General features: G+C 60.2%; 20 protein-coding genes. 7 read left to right on the top strand and 13 right to left on the bottom strand.

What is annotated here, in order from left to right:
- Nucleotide 1 precedes the first annotated feature (1 nt).
- From KGA98_RS10480 to KGA98_RS10470, 3 genes are all read right to left on the bottom strand, one after another.
- Complete coding sequence (locus tag KGA98_RS10480; protein WP_007947735.1) at nucleotides 2-1,252, bottom strand: sarcosine oxidase subunit beta; 1,251 nt, start codon at nucleotides 1,250-1,252, stop codon at nucleotides 2-4.
- 23 nt (nucleotides 1,253-1,275) lie between these two features.
- Nucleotides 1,276-2,529 carry a serine hydroxymethyltransferase gene (gene glyA, locus KGA98_RS10475; protein WP_102672492.1) on the bottom strand — a complete coding sequence of 418 codons (1,254 nt, stop codon included), beginning with the start codon at nucleotides 2,527-2,529 and terminating at the stop codon, nucleotides 1,276-1,278.
- Nucleotides 2,530-2,812: 283 nt separating this feature from the next.
- Complete coding sequence (locus KGA98_RS10470; protein ID WP_223502275.1) at nucleotides 2,813-3,529, bottom strand: TraX family protein; 717 nt, start codon at nucleotides 3,527-3,529, stop codon at nucleotides 2,813-2,815.
- Between the two features lie 156 nt (nucleotides 3,530-3,685).
- On the opposite strand from KGA98_RS10470, the gene KGA98_RS10465 reads away from it, so the two are divergent.
- On the top strand, nucleotides 3,686-4,726 hold the full coding sequence (locus KGA98_RS10465) for a low specificity L-threonine aldolase (protein ID WP_090451829.1): 1,041 nt from the start codon (nucleotides 3,686-3,688) through the stop codon (nucleotides 4,724-4,726).
- A 198-nt stretch (nucleotides 4,727-4,924) separates the two neighbouring features.
- Nucleotides 4,925-5,749: an SDR family oxidoreductase gene (locus tag KGA98_RS10460; protein WP_223502274.1), complete on the top strand. Its 825-nt coding sequence runs from the start codon at nucleotides 4,925-4,927 to the stop codon at nucleotides 5,747-5,749.
- Nucleotides 5,750-5,874: 125 nt separating this feature from the next.
- Here KGA98_RS10460 and gbcB read toward each other — a convergent pair whose 3' ends face one another.
- Nucleotides 5,875-6,975 (bottom strand): glycine-betaine demethylase subunit GbcB, encoded by a 1,101-nt coding sequence (gene gbcB / locus KGA98_RS10455; protein WP_090451831.1) that lies wholly within the window; start codon nucleotides 6,973-6,975, stop codon nucleotides 5,875-5,877.
- 282 nt (nucleotides 6,976-7,257) lie between these two features.
- Between gbcB and gbcA the strand changes: the two genes are divergently transcribed.
- Nucleotides 7,258-8,553, top strand: coding sequence for a glycine-betaine demethylase subunit GbcA (gene gbcA / locus KGA98_RS10450; RefSeq protein ID WP_057712996.1), 1,296 nt, complete (start codon nucleotides 7,258-7,260; stop codon nucleotides 8,551-8,553).
- A gap of 806 nt (nucleotides 8,554-9,359) precedes the next feature.
- Here the strand turns inward: gbcA and KGA98_RS10445 are convergent.
- The 8 genes from KGA98_RS10445 to KGA98_RS10410 form a co-directional block, all read right to left on the bottom strand.
- Complete coding sequence (locus tag KGA98_RS10445; protein ID WP_223502273.1) at nucleotides 9,360-10,565, bottom strand: retropepsin-like aspartic protease; 1,206 nt, start codon at nucleotides 10,563-10,565, stop codon at nucleotides 9,360-9,362.
- A gap of 178 nt (nucleotides 10,566-10,743) precedes the next feature.
- The gene (locus tag KGA98_RS10440) at nucleotides 10,744-11,310 is read right to left on the bottom strand and encodes a GNAT family N-acetyltransferase (protein WP_154909895.1); all 567 of its coding nucleotides are present in this window, start codon (nucleotides 11,308-11,310) and stop codon (nucleotides 10,744-10,746) included.
- Between the two features lie 149 nt (nucleotides 11,311-11,459).
- Nucleotides 11,460-12,230 carry an electron transfer flavoprotein subunit beta gene (locus tag KGA98_RS10435; protein ID WP_057712993.1) on the bottom strand — a complete coding sequence of 257 codons (771 nt, stop codon included), beginning with the start codon at nucleotides 12,228-12,230 and terminating at the stop codon, nucleotides 11,460-11,462.
- Nucleotides 12,231-12,245: 15 nt separating this feature from the next.
- Nucleotides 12,246-13,466, bottom strand: a complete 1,221-nt coding sequence (locus KGA98_RS10430; RefSeq protein ID WP_223502272.1) for an electron transfer flavoprotein subunit alpha/FixB family protein — start codon at nucleotides 13,464-13,466, stop codon at nucleotides 12,246-12,248.
- Nucleotides 13,466-15,415, bottom strand: coding sequence for a dimethylglycine demethylation protein DgcB (gene dgcB / locus KGA98_RS10425; protein ID WP_057712991.1), 1,950 nt, complete (start codon nucleotides 15,413-15,415; stop codon nucleotides 13,466-13,468). Before dgcB ends, KGA98_RS10430 begins: the two co-directional genes overlap by 1 nt.
- Before the next feature lie 134 nt (nucleotides 15,416-15,549).
- Nucleotides 15,550-17,610 carry a dimethylglycine demethylation protein DgcA gene (gene dgcA, locus KGA98_RS10420; RefSeq protein WP_102672499.1) on the bottom strand — a complete coding sequence of 687 codons (2,061 nt, stop codon included), beginning with the start codon at nucleotides 17,608-17,610 and terminating at the stop codon, nucleotides 15,550-15,552.
- A gap of 15 nt (nucleotides 17,611-17,625) precedes the next feature.
- Nucleotides 17,626-18,156 (bottom strand): DUF5943 domain-containing protein, encoded by a 531-nt coding sequence (locus tag KGA98_RS10415; RefSeq protein WP_008048169.1) that lies wholly within the window; start codon nucleotides 18,154-18,156, stop codon nucleotides 17,626-17,628.
- A 78-nt stretch (nucleotides 18,157-18,234) separates the two neighbouring features.
- The gene (locus KGA98_RS10410; RefSeq protein WP_032829497.1) at nucleotides 18,235-19,212 is read right to left on the bottom strand and encodes a dipeptidase; all 978 of its coding nucleotides are present in this window, start codon (nucleotides 19,210-19,212) and stop codon (nucleotides 18,235-18,237) included.
- A gap of 236 nt (nucleotides 19,213-19,448) precedes the next feature.
- On the opposite strand from KGA98_RS10410, the gene KGA98_RS10405 reads away from it, so the two are divergent.
- Nucleotides 19,449-19,850: a lysozyme inhibitor LprI family protein gene (locus KGA98_RS10405; protein ID WP_057712989.1), complete on the top strand. Its 402-nt coding sequence runs from the start codon at nucleotides 19,449-19,451 to the stop codon at nucleotides 19,848-19,850.
- A gap of 40 nt (nucleotides 19,851-19,890) precedes the next feature.
- Here KGA98_RS10405 and KGA98_RS10400 read toward each other — a convergent pair whose 3' ends face one another.
- On the bottom strand, nucleotides 19,891-20,064 hold the full coding sequence (locus KGA98_RS10400; protein ID WP_223502271.1) for a hypothetical protein: 174 nt from the start codon (nucleotides 20,062-20,064) through the stop codon (nucleotides 19,891-19,893).
- Here KGA98_RS10400 and KGA98_RS10395 point away from each other — a divergent pair.
- From KGA98_RS10395 to KGA98_RS10385, 3 genes are read left to right on the top strand one after another with little or no spacing between them, the layout of a single operon-like run.
- Complete coding sequence (locus KGA98_RS10395) at nucleotides 20,063-20,317, top strand: type II toxin-antitoxin system RelE family toxin (protein ID WP_102672501.1); 255 nt, start codon at nucleotides 20,063-20,065, stop codon at nucleotides 20,315-20,317. The genes KGA98_RS10400 and KGA98_RS10395 overlap by 2 nt on opposite strands.
- Nucleotides 20,301-20,624: a helix-turn-helix domain-containing protein gene (locus KGA98_RS10390; RefSeq protein ID WP_223502270.1), complete on the top strand. Its 324-nt coding sequence runs from the start codon at nucleotides 20,301-20,303 to the stop codon at nucleotides 20,622-20,624. The genes KGA98_RS10395 and KGA98_RS10390 overlap by 17 nt, the downstream gene beginning before the upstream one ends.
- Nucleotides 20,625-20,657: 33 nt before the next feature.
- Nucleotides 20,658-21,074 carry a DUF3010 family protein gene (locus KGA98_RS10385; protein WP_223502269.1) on the top strand — a complete coding sequence of 139 codons (417 nt, stop codon included), beginning with the start codon at nucleotides 20,658-20,660 and terminating at the stop codon, nucleotides 21,072-21,074.
- The last annotated feature ends 10 nt before the right edge of the window (nucleotides 21,075-21,084 follow it).

Below are 21,084 nucleotides of genomic sequence, written 5' to 3'. Positions count from 1 at the left end.
GTTAGTGGGCAACCGCAGCAGCGCCGTGTTCGTCGATCAACGCACCGTTGTGGAAACGGTCGATGGAGAAAGGTGCGGCCAGTGGGTGCATTTCACCCTTGGCCAGGCTTGCGGCAAATACGTTGCCCGAGCCAGGTGTTGCCTTGAAGCCGCCGGTGCCCCAACCGCAGTTGAAGAACATGTTCGGTACCGGGGTTTTCGAAATGATCGGGCAGGCATCCGGCGTGGTGTCGACGATGCCGCCCCACTGACGGTTCATGCGTACCCGCGACAGCACCGGGAACATCTCGACGATGGCCTGGATGGTGTGTTCGATCACCGGGTACGAACCACGCTGGCCGTAGCCGTTGTAGCCGTCGATACCGGCGCCGATCACCAGGTCGCCCTTGTCGGACTGGCTGATGTAACCGTGTACGGCGTTGGACATGATCACGCTGTCGATAATCGGCTTGATCGGCTCGGACACCAGCGCTTGCAGCGGGTGGGATTCGATCGGCAGGCGGAAACCGGCGAGCTTGGCCATGTGCCCGGAGTTACCGGCGGTCACTACGCCGACGCGCTTGGCGCCGATGAAGCCCTTGTTGGTTTCAACGCCGATGCACACGCCGTTTTCCTTGCGGAAACCGATCACTTCGGTCTGCTGGATCAGGTCCACGCCCAATGCATCGGCGGCCCGGGCAAAGCCCCAGGCCACGGCATCGTGACGGGCCACGCCGCCGCGACGCTGGACGGTGGCGCCCATCACCGGGTAGCGGGTGTTCTTGGAGCAGTCGAGGTACGGAATCTCGTCGGCAACCTGCTTGGCATCGAGCAGCTCACCGTCCACGCCGTTGAGGCGGTTGGCACTGACCCGACGCTCGGAATCACGAATGTCCTGCAGGGTGTGGCACAGGTTGTAGACGCCGCGCTGGGAGAACATCACGTTGTAGTTGAGGTCCTGGGACAGGCCTTCCCACAGTTTCATCGCGTGCTCGTACAGGTGCGCCGACTCGTCCCACAGGTAGTTGGAGCGAACGATGGTGGTGTTGCGCGCGGTGTTACCGCCGCCCAGCCAGCCTTTCTCGACCACGGCCACGTTGGTGATGCCGTGTTCCTTGGCCAGGTAGTAGGCCGTGGCCAGACCATGCCCGCCACCACCGACGATGACCACGTCGTAGACCTTTTTAGGGGTCGGCGTGCGCCACATTTTCTGCCAGTTTTCATGATGGCTGAGAGAGTGTTTGAAGAGGCCGAAGCCCGAGTAGCGTTGCATAGTCATTTACTCCAAAACCGCACTCAGCGATAAACCGGGAAGTCCGCGCACAGGGCTGCCACTTGCTCGGCGACATTGGCCTCGACATCGGCGTCGCCGAGGTTGTCGAGGATGTCGCAGATCCAGCCGGCCAGCGTGACGCACTGGGTCACCTTGAAGCCGCGAGTGGTGACCGCCGGGGTGCCGATGCGCAGGCCGGAGGTCACGAACGGCGACTGCGGATCGTTCGGGACAGCGTTCTTGTTCACAGTGATGTGGGCGCGACCGAGTGCTGCATCCGCCTCTTTGCCGGTCAGGCCCTGACGGATCAGGCTGACCAGGAACAGATGGTTGTCGGTACCGCCGGACACTACATCGTAGCCGCGTTTGATAAACACGCCGGCCATGGCCTGGGCGTTGTCGATCACTTGCTGCTGATAAGCCTTGAAGCCTGGCTCCAGCGCTTCCTTGAAGCACACCGCCTTACCGGCGATCACGTGCATCAGCGGGCCGCCTTGGGCACCGGGGAAAACTGCTGCGTTGAGCTTCTTCTCGATTTCTTCGTTGGACTTGGCCAGGATCAGGCCGCCACGTGGACCGCGCAGGGTCTTGTGGGTAGTGGTGGTGACCACATCGGCGTAAGGCAGCGGGTTCGGGTACAGACCAGCGGCAACCAGACCGGCCACGTGGGCCATGTCGACGAACAGCAGTGCACCGACCTTGTCGGCGATCTGACGGAAGCGCGGGAAGTCGAGGGTCTTGGAGTAGGCCGAGAAGCCGGCGACGATCATCTTCGGCTTGTGCTCGACGGCCAGACGCTCGACTTCGTCGTAGTCGATCAGGCCGGTGTTGGTGTCGATGCCGTACTGCACGGCGTTGTACAACTTGCCCGAGGACGACACTTTGGCGCCGTGGGTCAGGTGACCGCCGTGGGCCAGGCTCATGCCGAGAATGGTGTCGCCGGCTTGCAGCAGGGCCAGATACACGGCGCTGTTGGCCGAGGAGCCGGAGTGCGGCTGCACGTTGGCGTAGTCGGCGCCGAACAGTTGCTTGGCGCGTTCGATGGCCAGGGCTTCAACCTTGTCGACGTGCTCGCAGCCACCGTAGTAGCGCTTGCCCGGATAACCTTCGGCGTACTTGTTGGTCAGGCCACTGCCTTGCGCTTCCATCACGCGCTTGCTGGTGTAGTTCTCCGACGCGATCAGCTCGATGTGATCTTCCTGACGTTGCTCCTCGGCATTCATCGCCGCCAGCAGTGCATCGTCGTAACCCTGGATCTTGTCTTGCTTGCTGAACATCGCGTCTCTCCCAGCGGCGGCGGTGCGCCATTCGTCTCGGTGAGGCACTGGCTTTTCGGCAGTGCCCTTTGGTAGCGATGGTATGACTGGCTTGGAGTCGTCAAATGCCTACGGGCGCCACGCAAAGGTGCGTTTACGACATGGCGGGAAATGGCAAGCCGCAAGCAAACCTCAAATCAGCCTGGATCCCTTGTGGGAGCGGGCTTGCTCGCGAATGCGGCATATCAGTAAGTATTGAAGTGACTGACACCCCGCTTTCGCGAGCAAGCCCGCTCCCACAGGGTTATGCGAGCACCTGACGCAAAGTCAGCAAAGCGACGAAATGCGCGGGATACAGGGCATACGCCCAGCGCCGCATCGGTGGTGGATTTACGCCCTTTGCATGTCGCAACAAGAACAGCCCGAGCCATGGCGCAATCAGGCACGTGACGATGGCCGGAATCGCCGCGACATTGCCCAAGCGAGTAGCGTAATACAGCACCTGCCACTGATTGGCCGCCAGGCATACCAACCCCGCCAACAGCGCGAAATACCAAGGCCGTTGCAATACCAGCAGCATCGCCAGCGGCAACAGAACGCCAAAGAAACCGAACATCAATCGCTGGGAGAAAAACCCTGCCAGCAGCAACGCGCCGACGGCCAGCAGGCGCGACGCAAGCACCGGCTGCTGCCAGCCACGAATCACCAGCAAGCCCAGGGCAAGGGTGGGCAGCACGTTCAAGGTGTCGGGATTGTGAATATACATCCGGTAAGGAATTTCACTCACCGCGCTAAACAGCAGCAACCAGCCCAGATAGCGCCATTGCCCACCGTCCAGCACAACAGGCTTTCGTGACAGATTGGCCGCCATCGCCAGGCAGAACCACGGGAATGCCAGCCGCCCCGGCACATACAACAGATCGGCGGAATAACCGACATATCGCAGGTGATCGAGCACCATGCTTAAAAGCGCCAGCCACTTGAGCAGATCCAGTGCCCCGTCGCGCTGCTTTAAGTGCATGGCCTTGTGCATCGTCACGTGCATAATTGCCCTTCGACTGTGTATGTTCCCGACAGCGACATCCTGTGCGCTCCACCTGACGATCTTGGGTACAGTGCGCACCCTCATTGACCACGGGACGCTTCACCATAGGCATCTCGACCACGGAAGCAGGCCATGACCGACAAGAGCCAACAATTCGCCAGCGACAACTATTCCGGCATCTGCCCTGAAGCCTGGGCCGCCATGGAGCAGGCCAACCACGGCCACCAGCGCGCATACGGCGACGACGAGTGGACCGCCCGCGCCTCCGACGGATTCCGCAAACTGTTCGAAACCGACTGCGAAGTGTTTTTTGCCTTCAACGGCACCGCCGCCAACTCGTTGGCGCTGTCGTCGTTGTGCCAGAGTTACCACAGCGTGATCTGCTCGGAAACAGCTCACGTCGAAACCGATGAATGCGGCGCACCGGAATTCTTCTCCAACGGCTCCAAACTGCTGATCGCCCGTACTGAAAACGGCAAGTTGACCCCGGAATCGATCCGCGAGGTCGCGCTCAAGCGCCAGGACATCCACTACCCGAAACCCCGTGTGGTGACCCTGACCCAGGCCACCGAAGTCGGCAGCGTCTACACCCCGGACGAAATCCGCGCCATCAGCGCCACCTGCAAGGAACTGGGCCTGAACCTGCACATGGACGGCGCACGATTCTCCAACGCCTGCGCCTTCCTCGGCTGCACCCCGGCTGACCTGACCTGGAAGGCCGGCGTCGACGTGCTGTGCTTCGGCGGCACGAAGAACGGCATGGCCGTGGGCGAGGCGATTCTGTTCTTCAACCACAAACTGGCCGAAGACTTCGATTACCGCTGCAAACAGGCCGGGCAGCTTGCTTCAAAAATGCGCTTCCTGTCGGCACCGTGGGTCGGGATCCTGGAAAACGACGCCTGGCTCAAATACGCCAACCACGCCAACCACTGCGCGCAATTGCTGGCCGAACTGGTCAGCGACATCCCCGGCGTGGAGCTGATGTTCCCCGTACAGGCCAACGGCGTGTTCCTGCAACTGTCGGAACCGGCCATCGCCGCACTGACCGCCAAGGGCTGGCGTTTCTACACCTTCATCGGCAACGGCGGCGCACGCTTCATGTGCTCGTGGGACACCGAGCAAGAGCGCGTGCGTGAATTGGCGAAGGACATTCGCGAAGTGATGTCTCACTAACCTCCCCCTGTAGGAGCGAGCCTGCTCGCGATGGGCGCTAACGAAAACGCGTGCTTTCTGGATAAACGCAGCGCCTTCAAGTCCATCGCGAGCAAGCTCGCTCCTACAAAAAGCCCCACAGCTTGACCGTTCGCACCTGAAGTCTTGGTCTACATTGTCTGTCGATCCGTACAGATAACAACAATCAGGAGCGTACGCATGTCATTGCAAGGCAAAACCCTGTTCATCACCGGCGCCAGCCGCGGCATTGGCCGTGAGATTGCGCTGCGCGCCGCACGCGACGGGGCCAACATTGTGATCGCCGCCAAAAGCGCTGCCCCCCACCCCAAGCTGCCGGGCACGATTTTCAGCGTGGCCCAGGAAGTCGAAGCCGCAGGCGGCAAGGCACTGGCCCTGCAAGTGGATGTGCGCGATGAAGATACCGTGCATCAGGCCCTGGCCCAGGCCAACGAACATTTCGGTGGCATCGATGCACTGATCAACAATGCCGGGGCGATCAAGCTCACCGGGGTTCAACACCTCGAACTCAAGCGCTTTGACCTGATGCACCAGATCAACACCCGCGCCGTATTGCTGTGCAGCCAGGCTGCGTTGCCGTACCTGAAGAAGTCCAGCGGCCATATCCTCAACCTCTCGCCGCCGCTGAACCTGGCCGCCAAGTGGTTCGCGCAATACAGCCCCTATACCGTGACCAAGTACGGCATGAGCATGCTGACCCTGGGCATGAGCGAGGAATTCAGGAATTACGGGATCAGCGTCAACTCGCTATGGCCACAGACGATGATCGCCACCGCTGCCATCGAGTTTCAGTTGGGGTCGAGGGAATCGTTCAAGCATGCGCGCCTGCCTGCGATCATGGCGGATGCGGCGCATGTGATTCTGAGCAGCGCAAACCGCAGCCTGACCGGGCGTTTGCTGATTGATGAGGAGATTCTGCGGGAAAGCGGTGTGACGGAGTTCGAACACTATCGGTTCGCGCCGGACAGCAACGAAAAACTCATGACGGACCTGTTTATCGACTGATCACCCCCCTGTAGGAGCGAGCTCGCTCGCGAAAAACGTCTGGACAACGCGATCATTCAGACAGCACGCGTCATCGTTAGCGTCCATCGCGAGCAAGCTCGCTCCTACAGGTTGTGCAGTGCGTATCAGAACTCGATGCGCACGTCGCCTTTAGGCACACTGCAGCACGAAAGAATGAACCCTTCTGCTTCGTCTTCCTCGGTGATCCCGCCGTTGTGGTCCATTTCCACTTCACCACCCAGCTTCAACACCTTGCAGGTGCCGCAGATACCCATGCCGCACGCTTTCGGAATCATCAGGCCGACCTTGGCCGCCGCCGCATGCACGGTCTCGCCCGGGGCCACACGAATGCTCTTGCCGGACGCCGTGAACTCCACCTGGTGCAGATCCGCCACGTCGACTTCCGGTGCCTCGGCCGCTTGCTCGGCGTGTTCCACGGCGTCGGCGCGCGCCTCTGGCGGGGTCGCACCGAAGGATTCTTCGTGATAACGCGACATGTCGAAGCCAGCGGCTTCCAGCAAGCGCTTGACCGCATTCATATACGGTGTCGGGCCGCAGCAGAACACTTCGCGCTCAAGGAAGTCCGGCGCCATCAATTCAAGCATTCTGTGGTTCAGGTAACCGCGATAACCGGCCCAGGGCTCACCCATACCGTGCTTCTCGCAGATCAGGTGCAGGCTGAAGTTGTCGATCCGCGACGCCATGTGTTCCAGCTCACGGTGGTAAATGATGTCCTTGGGCGAACGGGCGCTGTGGATAAACACCATGTCGACATTGCCGTTGGTGTCGTAGAACCAGCGCGCCATGGACATGACCGGCGTGATACCGACGCCGCCGCTGAGGTAAAGCACCTTTGGCGCGGTGAAGTCCATGGCATTGAACAGCCCGACCGGTCCGTGCACCGCCAGCTCCTGGCCTTCGTGCAGGGTGTCGTGCAGCCAGTTGGAGACCTTGCCACCCGGTACGCGCTTGATGGTCACCGAAAAGCTGTACGGCACCGATGGCGAGCTGGAAATGGTGTACGAACGCATGATCGGCTGGCCTTCAATCTCCAGCTCCAGGGTGACAAACTGCCCCGGTTTGAAGAAGAACATGATCGGCTGATCGGCCATGAAGCAGAAGGTGCGCACATCCCAGGTTTCCTGGATGACTTTGACGCAACGGACGATGTGCCGACCATTGGCCCAGGTCTGGGTGGTTACCGGATTCAGGAAACTATTGGACATGCTGATCTCCACGGCCGACTGCCGGCCTTCATGTTGGCGATTCTGCGTATAGCGCAGATCACCCATTTACCTATCTGCGACATTGACATGCTTATCGCGACCAGCCCCCAACGACTGGGGCTTGCGCGTCGGGAACAGATTGCACCATGTCGCCCATGGATAAGGTTCTGGCCTGCGCCGGCCCCACACTCGCCCCATACCAAGACACATTCTTTACACCTTGCGTAGCAACCCTGATCAGCCACTTTCGCGGCCACGCAGATGGCCTTGAGGAAATACACGATGGACGTCACTACTACCCTGAGCCTGGGCGATCCGCTGGAACCCGCACGCAAGGCCACCGCGCAGATGCTGCAAGAGCGCGAGCGCACGTTCTCGCTGCCGCAGCCGTTTTACTCCGACGAGCGCCTGTTTGATATCGACATGCAGGAAATCTTTCAGAAAGAGTGGTTGATCGCCGGCATGACCTGCGAGATCCCTACCAAGGGCAACTACCTGACCCTGCAGATCGGCAAGAACCCGATCATTGTGATCCGTGGCGCCGAAGGCGTGGTGCACGCGTTCCACAACGTCTGCCGCCACCGTGGCTCGCGTCTGTGCACCAGCGACAAGGGCAAGGTCGCCAAGCTGGTTTGCCACTATCACCAGTGGACCTACGAACTCGACGGCCGCCTACTGTTTGCCGGCACCGAAATGGGCGCCGACTTCGACATGAACCAGTACGGCCTCAAGCCGGTGAACGTGAAGACCGCCGGCGGCTACATCTTCATCAGCCTGGCGGAGAACCCGCCGGCCATCGATGACTTCCTGTCGACGCTCAACCACTACATGGAACCGTACGACATGGAGAACACCAAGGTGGCGGTGCAAACCACCTTGATGGAAAAGGCCAACTGGAAACTGGTGCTGGAAAACAACCGCGAGTGCTACCACTGCAACGCGTCGCACCCGGAACTGTTGAAAACCCTGCTGGAGTGGGACGACGTCACCGACCCGCGCGCCGACCAGGCCTTCAAGGACCACGTAGCCGCCTCCGCCGCTGCCTGGGAAGCCGAGAAGATCCCTTACGCCCACGCCAGCTTCGGCCTGCGCAACCGCATCGTGCGCATGCCGCTGCTCAAGGGCACCGTGTCGATGACCATGGACGGCAAGCAGGGCTGCGCCAAGCTGATGGGTCGCATCAAGAACCCTGACCTGGGCTCGATGCGCATCCTGCACCTGCCGCACTCCTGGAACCACTGCATGGGCGACCACATCATCGTGTTCACCGTGTGGCCGATCAGCGCCCAGGAAACCATGGTCACCACCAAGTGGATCGTGCACAAGGACGCGGTCGAAGGCGTGGACTACGACGTGGAGCGCATGCGCCAGGTCTGGGACGCCACCAACGACCAGGACCGTCGCCTGGCCGAAGAAAACCAGCGCGGCATCAACTCCACCGCGTACCAGCCTGGTCCGTACTCCAAGACCTATGAGTTCGGTGTGGTGAACTTTGTGGACTGGTACAGCGAGCGCCTGCTGAGCAACTTGGGTGCCGAGCCTGCGCCATACCTCAAAGGGGTTCCGGTTCAAGGCTAAGGCATGCCCCTGTAGGAGCGAGCTTGCTCGCGAAAAATCCAGGGGCACCGCTGGTCATCTGTCTTTTCGTGTCATCGTTCACGACCATCGCGAGCAAGCTCGCTCCTACAAGGGGCTTGCTCGCAACAGGTTTTCTCCCCGCTACACATTCCTCTATCTTTAGAACTGTACGAAATATGATCTATTTCGTTCAGAGCTATGCTGCGCACGCCTCCCAGCCTTCCGCAAACAAGTTATCCACATCTCCACCCACAGCTATTGGGGACAACTGTGGAAAGACTGCAAAATATCTTCACAAAAACCAAAGAAAAAACGTGACTTATCCAGAAGCATGCTTCCACTGGCGCGCTGGTCGTTTTTTAACCAGAAGCCTGAAAGTCACGGACTGTAAGGCTTTCAGAGGATGGCAAACACCTTATCCACAGAAGCGCCAACAGACTTTGGGGTTAACTTCGCAGGGGCAGTGGAAAACCGCTAAAACCCGCAGGAACTCGGCGTTTGCGCGGAGGTTCACGGCGCCAAACGGGCTTTTGATCATTTTATGATCAAAAGCCTACACGCCGCTGTTTATAAGGCCTGCAGCCGATAGCAAACATCTTATCCACAGAAGCGCCAACAGAGATTGGGGGCAAGTCTGCATCAACAGCAGCACATATCCCCTTGAAAATGCGTGGAAAAACCACGAACCAGACTGGGTGTTTTTTGATCGACACCATGCAAGGCTTGATTTGTATGGGGTGTAGCGAGGGGCGAACATGTTATCCACAGAACCACCAACAGGGATTGTGGGTAACCGTCCAAGCTGTTCAGACTCTATTGAGGCATGAGCGACCTGAATCGAGATCCAGGTTCAATTCAAAGTCTTTGAAGGCGCGCCATCCGAGTAATATCGACGGCACGTATTGTCCGTCCACCAACGACGGCGGGATGGTAAAGCCCGGGTAGTATTTGTAGCTGACCACCAAGGTGTCGCCTTGTAGGGCCAATACGCCGGTGAAGCGTTGAAAGTGCTTATTGTCGCCGGTGTAAACGTTCGAGCCTCCCGGTGTCAGCGCCTGCGCCACGCTGACTTGCCTGCCGGGCGACGCGGCCGTCAGGTAGTCGACATTTCCCGTATCGATGATGGCTTGCGTTGTCCGACGATCCAGCTGTGCGGCAACTACCAGCCGTTGGTTGAGATCCAGGCGGCTCAAGACAATTGGCGCATCACAGCGCCGGGCAGGTGGCGGATTAAGCTCCAGTGTTCTCCTGGTTATCTTCAAGCGCCCCAGCTTGCTGATCAGATCCAGCCCCAACAAATTATCCCGGTCGCTGACAAAGACCAGGACGTTCCTGAACTCACGGGTGCCGACTCTCAGTGACCCGAGAATTCCCAACCTCGCAGCCAGGCCCCTTTCGCCATAAAACGTGCTGTAACGATAATGAGCATCGGGCAACATCCTGATGCCCATCTGTTTCGCAGTCTCGATATTGACCCGGGTTTGCGGTGCCCCCGTGTCCAGTACAAAACGCGCCGAGACTCCGTTCGCCGCGCCGGCCTCGATAAATGGCAGCGCCTGTTCAGCGATGTGGAAGTCATTGGCATACGGATGGAGCTGCAGCACCTCATGTCGGGCAGATCCCTTGACCGAGAAATTGCCAGCCCTCGTCAGAATAGCCAGTGATTCGCTGCCAAACATGGAGAACAGGGCATTCAGGTCGGCATCGACCGCAATCGCCCGGGCATGCTTGCCCTTGATGGCCAGATAGTATTCGGGGATTTGGTTGGCGGCCTTGGCTTCGAGCATTCTGGCCAGGACCGTCACTGAACAGCTGAGGTGCTTATCGGCATCCAGTACCTTGTCGCACTGCTGCCGTAGCTGCGCCAGGGACGCGTCGCGCCCCTGCCCGGTCTCCAGCCATTGATAAAAGTCCTGATCAGCCACGGGCACGTTTGCCGGGACAGCAGACAGCAAGCCGGTGGATATCCACAGGGTCGATGCAAAAAGCGCCGGAAGAGCGAAAGTCTTCATGTTCAAGCCAGTCATAAAAACCGGATTTCATGAGTCAGCGCTGAACGTCTGAAAACTCCCTAAAGCGTGTCGCACCCTTGATCAGCGCATAGAAAACTGTAGCTCATCGCCCTCGTCAACGTGGGACGAGGGCGCGTGGCGTTGTGGATAACCTTCGCTGGTTAGAACCCCCGCAGACTCAGGGCCTGTGCATAAGATAGGCGTCACCGGTGACGCGGATCATGGGATGAGGGGTGACCTGGCAGGTCTTGATGATCTCGAAACCGTGCCGCTCGTAAAAGCGCCGGGCGCCAGTGTTGGCGGCATAGTCGATCAGGCTCAGGCCATTGAGCCCCAGTTGGTCGGCACGTTCTTGAGCATGGGCGAGAAACTGCACGCCCAGGCCCCGGTTGCGCCAGCCCTCGTGCAGGGCAAGGCTGGAGATATAGAGCGTGTCGGGCACTTCCATGTCGGCGTAAGGCGCCAGTACCGGATCGGTCGTCGGCACCGCCAGTGGATCGTGGCGCATCACGTAGCTGTGCATCATGCCAATGACCTGGCCACCGGCCTCGGCAATCAGGCAATTCTGGTAGGAGAAATCCACGTCGTCCCGGGCATACCGAATGGTGCCGACGTCCAGCAGATCCTGGCCGGGCTCTGCGATCTGGCTCCAGATGTAGTCTGAAGCGCCTTCGGATGAAATCTGGAACAACCGCGCAATCTCACGCGCATCCGCGCGGACCGCCGAACGAAATTCAACAGCCATCGTTTCCTCACAATCTGGGGGGTTAACACAACCCAATGTGGGAGCGGGCTTGCTCGCGAAAGCGGTGTGTCAGGTAATCAGAATCTCGACTGACACGACGCCTTCGCGAGCAAGCCCGCTCCCACAGTGGACTTGCGGTGACTATGTGATTAGCGGACCACACCCTCTTCAATCAGCAGCTTGAGGATCGCTTCTGCCCCCGCTTGCGCCGTAACGCCCTTGAGCACTTGCCCACCGCCACCGCTGGCCTTGGCCGTCGCGGCTTTCATGCGATCGGCGCCGCTCTTGGCCTTGATTACCTTAAGGCGCTTGGGCCGTGGCTTGGCCGGCTGCAGGGTGGCGACCGCGAGCAGTTCATCGTCGATGACCTCGACGTCCTGTGCTTGCAGCACGCCGCGTCGGGCCGGGCCGTAGGCACTCTGCCGTGGCTTGGGCGCGGCGTTATCCACAGTTGCCAGGAACGGCAAGCGAACCTTCAAGCGACGACGCTGACCACGCGGCAACGCTTGCAGCACCAGCGCCGAACCGCCATCGATGGACTCGACTTGCGCCAACCCCACCACCAGCGGCCAGCCCAGGCTTTCAGCGAGGAGGAATGGCAACATGCCCGATCCTTCGCCGGTTTCCGCCTGGCTGCCGGTCAACACCACCTGGGCCCCGGCATCGCGCAGATAATCGGTCAGCGCCGGCAGCGCGTCGGCGCCTTGTGGTTGTTCCAGCACGTGCAGCTGTTCCAGGCCCATGCCCAGATACGCGCGCAATGCAGGCTCGGTGATGTCGCCGGCATGCAGCACCTGCAAGTTATCCCCAGCCAATTGCAGGCCCAGTTCCACCGCCCGCGCATCCTGTTCCGCGCGACGCGGCCGACCGGACGTCGGGTGGGCGCCGATGGACACCAGGCTGATGATTTTCGTGCTCATAACCCTTTCCTTCCCTTAAGCCGCATCGCGCTTGGCGTCGTTGCGGTAAGCCGCTACCGCATCGATCAAGGCTTGAAGAATCTCGGCACTTTCGCCAATCACCGACAGGTCGGCACGTTTGATCATGTCGCAGCCAGGGTCGAGGTTGATCGCCACCACCTTGTCGCAGGCACCAATACCTTGCAGGTGCTGGATCGCCCCGGAAATCCCCACCGCCACATAGACCCGTGCGGTAACCCAGGTGCCGGATGCCCCGACCTGACGGTCGCGGGCCATGAAGCCGTCGTCCACCGCCACCCGCGATGCGCCTTCGGTCGCGCCGAGGGCTTCGGCGGTCCTGTGAAAAAGCCCCCAGTCCTTGACCCCGTTGCCGCCAGAGAAAATGAACTCGGCTTCGGCCATGGGGATTGCCGCCGGATCGACGGCCACTGCGCCCAGATCTTCGATTCGCGACAGGCTGCGCACCACGGTTGTGGATAACTCCACGGGCAGCGCTTCGTGACGGGTTTCGCTGACCGGCTCGGCGCACTCGGCAGCCGCCAGAATCAGTCGCGCCAGCGGACGGGCAAGGTCTTGCAGGCCAGCACCGGCGCGGCCGATGCACTCCTGATCCTTGACTTGCCAGACCCGCGTGGCCGGGCGCTCGCCCAGTGCTGCGGCAAAACGTCGGCCGAGTTCGCCACCGCCACTGCGGCTGTCCGGCAGCAACCAGTGATGCGGGCTGAACTGGTTATCCACAGCCCGCAGGCCCTGGACCCGTTGTTCCGGTGCATAACCGCTGAATTCTTCGCCTTCCAGCACCAGCAGGCGGTCGACGCCCGCCGTGGCGAAAGCGGTTTCCTTGTGTTCGCCGAACACCACGGCCAGCACTGCACCGTCCTTGCCGGCCAGTTGATGAGCCAGGCCCAGCAGGTCGCGGTCGTGGCTGCTCAAGCGGCCGCCGACCATGTCCGGCACCACGCTGATGTAAAACGCTGGCGCGGCCACCTGATGCAGCGGCAATTGCACTTCGACGGCAGCCGAGCGCTTGGTCGCCCCGCCCTGCTGTGCGCCACTGCGGTCAATGCGCTTGATGCCGTTGGGGCCGATGAAACCGACACCATGGGGATTCTTGCGGATGACGCCGTTAGGCCCCATCCAGCTGTGTTGCGCTGGCTGCATGGCCGCGTGCAGCGGGTGCAGACGGTTGCGGGCGATCCATTCGGCGCGAGGGTCGCGGCGGATAATGTCACTCATCAATGCACCTCCGCAGGTTCACGTTTGGCCGGTGCCGAAGGCTTTCCCGGCGCGGCGTCTTCGAGCAACGCATCAGCCACCAGTTCGGCGATGTCCTTGATCAGCGGACGTGGTTCGACCACGCCTTCAAGCATCGCGGTGCACTGTGGACAACCCACGGCCACCAGTTCGGCGCCGGTTTCGCGGATGTCTTCCATGCGCATGTCGGGAATGCGCTGCTTGCCGGGAATGTCGGTGATCGGCGCGCCGCCACCACCGCCGCAGCAGCGGGAGCGGAAGCCGGAACGCTGCATTTCTTTCACTTCAATCCCGAGCGCGCGCAGAACCTGGCGCGGTGCCTCGTATTCGCCGTTGTAACGGCCGAGGTAGCACGGATCGTGATAGGTCACGCTGTCGCCTTTGTGCTGGCCAAGATTGAGCGCGCCAGCATCGATGATTTCCGCCATGTAGGTGCTGTGGTGCTGCACCAGGTAGTTACCATCGAAGGCGCCGTACTCGTTTTTCAGCACGTGGAAACTGTGCGGATCGCAGGTGACGATACGGTTGAAACTGTATTTGGCCAGAGTCTGGATGTTGCGCTTGGCCAACAGCTGGAAGGTTGCTTCGTCGCCCAGGCGCCGGGCCACGTCACCGCTGTCGCGCTCTTCGAGGCCGAGCACGGCGAAGTCGATTTTCGCCGCCTTGAGCACTTTGACGAAGGCGCGCAGGGTGCGCTGGTTACGCATGTCGAAGGCACCGTCGCCGACCCAGAACAGCACGTCGGTGGATTTCTTTTCGCTGAGCAGGTTGAGGTTCAGGTCCGCTGCCCAGTTCATCCGCCCGCCCGGCGCGAAACCGCCAGGGTTGTCGGTGGCGATCAGGTTTTCCAGGACTTCGGCACCCTTGTTCGGGGTCGCGCCTTTTTCCAGGGTCAGATGACGGCGCATGTCGACGATGGCATCGACATGCTCGATCATCATCGGGCATTCCTCGACGCAAGCGCGGCAGGTGGTGCACGACCACAGCGTCTCGGCATCTACCAGACCGTTGACGATCGGCTGATGCGGATTGCCCGCGTGTTCGCCAATGGCTTTGCCTGGATACGGGCTGCCGGCGAACTTGGCATCGGTGCCACCGGCCAGGCCGACGACCATGTCCTGAATCAGTTTTTTCGGGTTCAGCGGCTGACCGGCGGCGAAGGCCGGGCACGCTGCTTCGCATTTACCGCACTGCACGCAGGCGTCGAAGCCGAGCAACTGGTTCCAGGTGAAATCCTTGGGTTTTTCCACACCCAGTGGCGCGGTCAGGTCGCTAAGATCCAGCGGTTTCAACCCCGTGGAACGACCACCGCCAAAGCGTTCGGCGCGGCGGTGCCAGGCCAGGTGCAGGGCACCGGCAAAGGCGTGTTTCATCGGCCCGCCCCAGGTCATGCCGAAGAACAGTTCCGACACGCCCCACAGCACGCCAACCCCGAGAATCGCCGCCAACAGCCAGCCACCGAAATTTTCCGGCAGGATGCCCGCCACCGGCAGGGTCAACAGGAAGAACGAGGCCGAGAACGCCAGCAGGCTTTTCGGCAGGCGCATCCACGGGCCTTTCGACAGGCGCGACGGCGGGTTGCGCCGACGCAAGTAAACGAAGATCGCACCAACGAACATCACTGCCGACATCAGCAGCAACGCATAGCCGAGGAAGCGGTTATGCAGGCCGAAACCATGCACCAGAATCGCCAGCACGATGGACGCCACCGCACCGCCAGCCGTGGCGACGTGGGTGTTGGCAATGTATTTGTCCCGCGCTACCACATGGTGCAAGTCGACCATGTAGCGCTTGGGCATGGCGAACAGGCCGCCGATCAGGTCGACCTTGGAGGCTCGGCCCCGGCGCCACATGGCCACCCGCCGCAACGCGCCCAGGACACCAAGGCCCAGGGCGGCGAACAACAGGATTGGAAGAAGGGTGTTCAACATGGTGAAGCTCCCAAAGACCTCGGGGTCTCATGTGGGAGCGGGCTTGCTCGCGAATCAGGCGACGCGGTGTATCAGGTGTACCGCGTTATCGTTCTTCGCGAGCAAGCCCGCTCCCACATTGGTTCGGTGTGGTTTTAGAAATCCTTGCACAGCCGCAGCGCGTCGTAGATCGCCGCGTGCACGTTACGCTGGGCCACGCAGTCGCCGATGCGGAACAGCAGGTAGCCGTCGCCGCTCTGTTCCAGGCAAGGTTGCGGCTTGATCGCGAACAAGGCTTCGACGTCGATCTGGCCTTTGTTGCGCGAGCCTTCCTTCAGCGCGTAGTAGATTTCTTCGTCCGGACGCACGCCGTTTTCCACGACCACCTGGTCAACCACCCGCTCCTCTTTGGCGCCGGTGTATTCGTTTTCCAGTACCGCTACGAGCTTGTCGCCTTCGCGGTAGACCTTCTCCAGCATCATGTCGCCGGTCATGATCACTTCTTTCGGATACATGCTGCGGTAGTAAGTCGGGAACGACGTACCGCCAATCGCCACACCAGGCTTGATGTCGTCGGTGACGATCTCGACCTGACTGCCCTTGTCGGCGAGGAAGTCGGCGGTCGACATGCCGGTGAACTCGCAAATGGTGTCGTAGACCAGCACGTTCTTGCCCGGTGCCACCTTGCCGTCGAGGATATCCCAGCTGCTGACCACCAGGCCTTCTGCCGCGCCCCAGTGCTCGTTCTGCTCGATGAACGGATGACCGCCGACGGCCAGCACCACCACGTCCGGACGCAGGTCCATGATGGTTGCCGCGTCAGCCGCGGTGCCCAGGCGCAGGTCGACTTTCAACCGCGCCAGTTCCAGTTGATACCAGCGGGTGATACCGGCGATCTGGTCCCGTTGCGGGGCTTTCGATGCGGTGGTGATCTGCCCGCCGATGAATTCCTTTTTCTCGAACAGGGTCACGTCGTGACCACGCTCGGCGGCCACGCGGGCGGCTTCCATCCCGGCAGGACCGGCGCCGACCACCACCACCTTGCGTTTCACGCCAGTGGTTTTTTCGATGATGTGCGGCAAGCCCATGTATTCACGAGAAGTCGCGGCGTTCTGAATGCACAGTACATCCAGACCCTGATACTGACGGTCGATGCAGTAGTTGGCACCGACGCATTGTTTGATCTGGTCGATCTGGCCCATTTTGATCTTGGCGATCAGGTGCGGGTCGGCGATGTGCGCGCGGGTCATGCCAACCATGTCGACGTAACCGCCTTCCAGGATACGTGTGGCCTGGTTAGGGTCCTTGATGTTCTGCGCGTGCAGCACTGGAACCTTGACCACTTCCTTGATACCGGCAGCCAGATGCAGGAACGGCTCCGGCGGATAACTCATGTTCGGAATCACGTTGGCCAGGGTGTTGTGGGTGTCGCAACCCGAACCCACGACGCCGATGAAGTCGAGCATGCCGGTATCGTCGTAATACTTGGCGATCTGCTTCATGTCTTCGTGGGAAAGACCATCCGGGTGGAACTCGTCACCGCAGATGCGCATGCCCACGCAGAAATCGTCACCGACCTCGGCGCGTACGGCTTTCAAGACTTCCAGACCGAACTTCATCCGGCCTTCGAAGGTGCCGCCCCATTCGTCGGTACGCTTGTTGACCCGTGGGCTCCAGAACTGGTCGATCATGTGCTGATGCACCGCCGACAGTTCGACACCGTCCAGGCCACCGGCCTTGGCGCGGCGAGCCGCTTGAGCGTAGTTACCGATCACCCGCCAGATTTCTTCCGGCTCGATGGTTTTGCAAGTGGCACGGTGCACCGGCTCGCGCACGCCCGACGGCGACATCAGCGTCGGCCAGTTGAAACCGTCCCAACGCGAGCGACGGCCCATGTGGGTAATCTGGATCATGATCTTGGCGCCGTGCTTGTGCATGGCGTCGGCAAGATTCTGGAAGTGCGGAATGATGCGGTCGGTGGACAGGTTCACCGAACTCCACCATTCCTGCGGGCTGTCGATGGCCACCACGGACGAACCGCCGCAAATCGCCAGGCCGATACCGCCCTTGGCTTTCTCTTCGTAATACTTGACGTACCGGTCGGTGGTCATGCCGCCGTCGGTGGCATAGACCTCGGCGTGCGCGGTGCTGAGCACGCGGTTGCGGATGGTCAGTTTGCCGATCTGGATCGGCTGGAACATTGCTTCGAAAGCCATGGCGGATTCCTCGACTTACAACGGCTTGACGGTGAACAAGCCGTCTTCATGGCCCTCTTCGGAGCCACCGTAGACTTGCTCGGCCACGGTGCGGATCTTGCTGCCGCGAGCGGCGAGGATCTGATCCATTGCACCGGCAAACCAACCGGTGAACATGTAGTCGACCTTGCGCCCGACCTTGCCGTACACGTAGACGAATGCCGAGTGTTCGAGCTTGACGCTGGCGGTGCCTTTGTCGAGGTCGATGTCCTGGATCTTGAACAGGCCCCAGCCGCGCTGCGACAGGCGCTTCATGTAGTGTTCGAACACCGCGACACCTTCCAGGCCGTGGCATTCGGCTTCTTTTTCACACCAGTGCCAGGCGGACTTGTAGCCGGCCTTGTAGAGGATTTCGGCATAGGCTTCAGCGCCCAGCACTTCCTCGATGCCCATGTGGTTGTTGACGAAGAAATGGCGCGGCACGTACAGCATCGGCAGGGCGTCGGAGGTCCAGACACCGGTTTCGCTGTCGACTTCGATTGGCAATTGCGGGGCGATCTTGGCCATGGAAACTTAACTCCAGAAAAATTTTGGTGTTGCCCCCGGCGCGGGCGGCCGGGGGAAAGGATTCAGAGGTGCAGCGGCTTATTCGCCCCAGACATCTTTCAAGACGTTGACCCAGTTCTCGCCCATGATCTTGCGTACCACGCGCTCGGAGTGGCCGCGTTTGAGCAGGGTCTCGGTCAGGTTCGGGAACTCGCCCACGGTGCGGATGCCCAGCGGGTTGATGATCTTGCCGAAACTGGTCAGGCGGCGGGCGTAGCCCTTGTCGTGGGTCAGGTATTCGAAGAAGTCCTGGCCATGGCCCTGGGTGAAGTCGGTGCCGATGCCGATGGCGTCTTCGCCGACGATGTTCATCACGTACTCGATGGCTTCGGCGTAGTCGTCGATGGTCGAATCGATGCCCTTGGCCAGGAACGGCGCGAACATGGTCACGCCGACAAAGCCGCCGTGGTCGGCGATGAACTTCAGTTCTTCATCGGACTTGTTGCGCGGGTGCTCTTTGAGCCCCGATGGCAGGCAGTGGGAGTAGCAGACCGGTTTCTTCGACTCGAGGATGACTTCTTCGGAAGTCTTGGAACCGACGTGGGACAGGTCGCACATCACGCCAACGCGGTTCATCTCGGCGACGATTTCGCGACCGAAGCCCGACAGGCCGCCGTCACGCTCGTAACAGCCGGTGCCCACCAGGTTCTGGGTGTTGTAGCACATCTGCACAATGCCGACGCCCAGCTGCTTGAAGACCTCGACATAGCCGATCTGGTCTTCGAAAGCGTGAGCGTTCTGGAAGCCGAACAGGATGCCGGTCTTACCCTGCTCCTTGGCTTTACGGATATCGGCGGTGGTGCGCACCGGGATCACCAGGTCGCTGTTCTCGCGAATCAGCTTCTGGCTCGCGGCGATGTTGTTGACGGTGGCCTGAAAGCCCTCCCACACCGACACGGTGCAGTTAGCCGCCGTCAGACCGCCCTTGCGCATGTCTTCGAACAGTTCACGGTTCCACTTGGCGATAATCAGCCCGTCGATAACGATGCTGTCGGCGTGCAATTCGGCTGGGCTCATCAGGCTGTCCCCTTGTTAGCGATTCATGCGCCGAATCGTGTGCCGGCGCTTTGGGGCCAGCATATGCCTCGGTGCAGGGGCAGCCGGGTGCAAAAACGACAGGGGGTTTGCCGAAAGCGTCAATCCGCGACAAAGGGTCGTTACCAGGCACAATCATCGACCTGTTCAAGGCCCTTGGCTTGGGCCAGAATTCGCCGCATCACTGGATGCTTCACTGGACAAGAGCGGCGACGATAATGAAATCGATCATTCTGGCAATGGCACTGATTGCGACCGGCGTACACGCAGCGGAGGTGGCCGACGACAACCCGTGCGACAAAGTCGAAAACGACATCCAGACCCTCGAGTGCTCGGCCTTCAGCAAAACCTCCGCCGAAGACCTGCTCAAGGAAAACCTCCAGGGCCTGACCGAGCGCATGCAGTCGCAGTATGGCAAAAACCCGTCGCAACTGGCCGACATCACCGCCAAGATCAAAGCCGCCCAACAGCAATGGCTGAAGACCCGCGACGCAGACTGCGCCGTCGAAGCCTTCCCGGCCACCAGTGGCAGCAAGGCGCTCACCATTGCCCAGAACGATTGCATTGCACGGATGAGCGACGAGCGGTCGGAGTTTTTGGAGTCGATTGGGCAGGAATAATCCCGAATCTCCCGCTGAAAGCTGGCACTACCACCAGCTTTCAATCGCCAAAAAAGTTTTTCCCACAAAGCACTCTGATCTGACCTACAGCCTCTGTCCAAAGCCGCTGCTCTGCGGACTTTTCACGCAACATGCCGACAAATGTTGTTGATGGCCAACCATAAAAATATAAGTAAAGATTCGCAAATCTTATAAAAGACTTATATTCTTCCATGAACAGCATTCACTGGACTCGAAAGGCCGTTAAGCAACTCTTGAGATTGCATTCCGTTCACCAGATTCAGGTTCGTGATGCCGTCGCGACGCTCGCTGGCATGCCTGAGGCAGGCAATGTCAAAGCACTGGTCGGTCATGACTACGCTTATCGGCTGCGTGTCGGTAATTACCGGGTCATGTTTGATTGGGATGGCGCGATCAAAGTGGTCAGTATTCAAGAGGTCAAAAAACGCGATGAACGCACCTACTGACATTCAAATCATCAACGACGCCGAAGGTAATCCAGCCTTCGTGGTCATTCCCTATGCACAATACGTGGCGCAGAAAATCGAACCCGACTTGATCCCCCATGAGGTGGTGAGTCGTATCGTCGATGGCGCTACCCCTATCCGAGCCTGGCGCGAACACTTGAACCTTACCCAGGATGAAGTGGCCCAACGCATGGGCATAACCCAGCCTGCCTTTGCCCAACAGGAGACAGTCGCCAAGCCCCGTAAAGCCACTCGTGAAAAAATCGCTTTGGCGTTTGGCATCACTGCCAGCCAGCTTGAGCTGTAAGCTGCACACCCTCTGTCACTAACGGGATTGAACATGAAAGTCTGCGGCATCGAAATCAAAGGCAGCGAAGCGATCATCGCCGTGGCCACGCTGGACGGTCAGGCGCTGAGCCATGTCGCGCTCGCCACCAAGAAAATTGCCCTGGACGATGACGACGAGGCCGCCAACGTCAAAGTATTCGCCGCTCAGGTCGCTTCGTTTGTCCGTGAGAATTCCATCGACCGCATTGCGATCAAGAAACGCAGCAAGAAAGGCGAGTTCGCTGGCGGGCCAACGACGTTCAAGATCGAGGGGGTTTTCCAGTTGCTGGAGAATTGCGAGGTGACCTTGCTGTCGCCGCAGACCATCAATGCCCAGGCCAAGAAGCATGATTTCGAGCTGCCGGGGACGCTGAACAAGTATCAGCATGAGGCGTACAAGGCGGCGTGTTCGGCGTTACTGAAGAAGTAACCGCCCCTCC

This window comes from Pseudomonas sp. BF-R-24 (genome assembly GCF_019947335.1).
In the GTDB taxonomy this organism is placed as follows: Bacteria; Pseudomonadota; Gammaproteobacteria; order Pseudomonadales; family Pseudomonadaceae; genus Aquipseudomonas; species Aquipseudomonas jessenii.
Note: the sequence above shows the minus strand (reverse complement) of the source record. Positions and strands in the feature narration are given on the sequence as shown.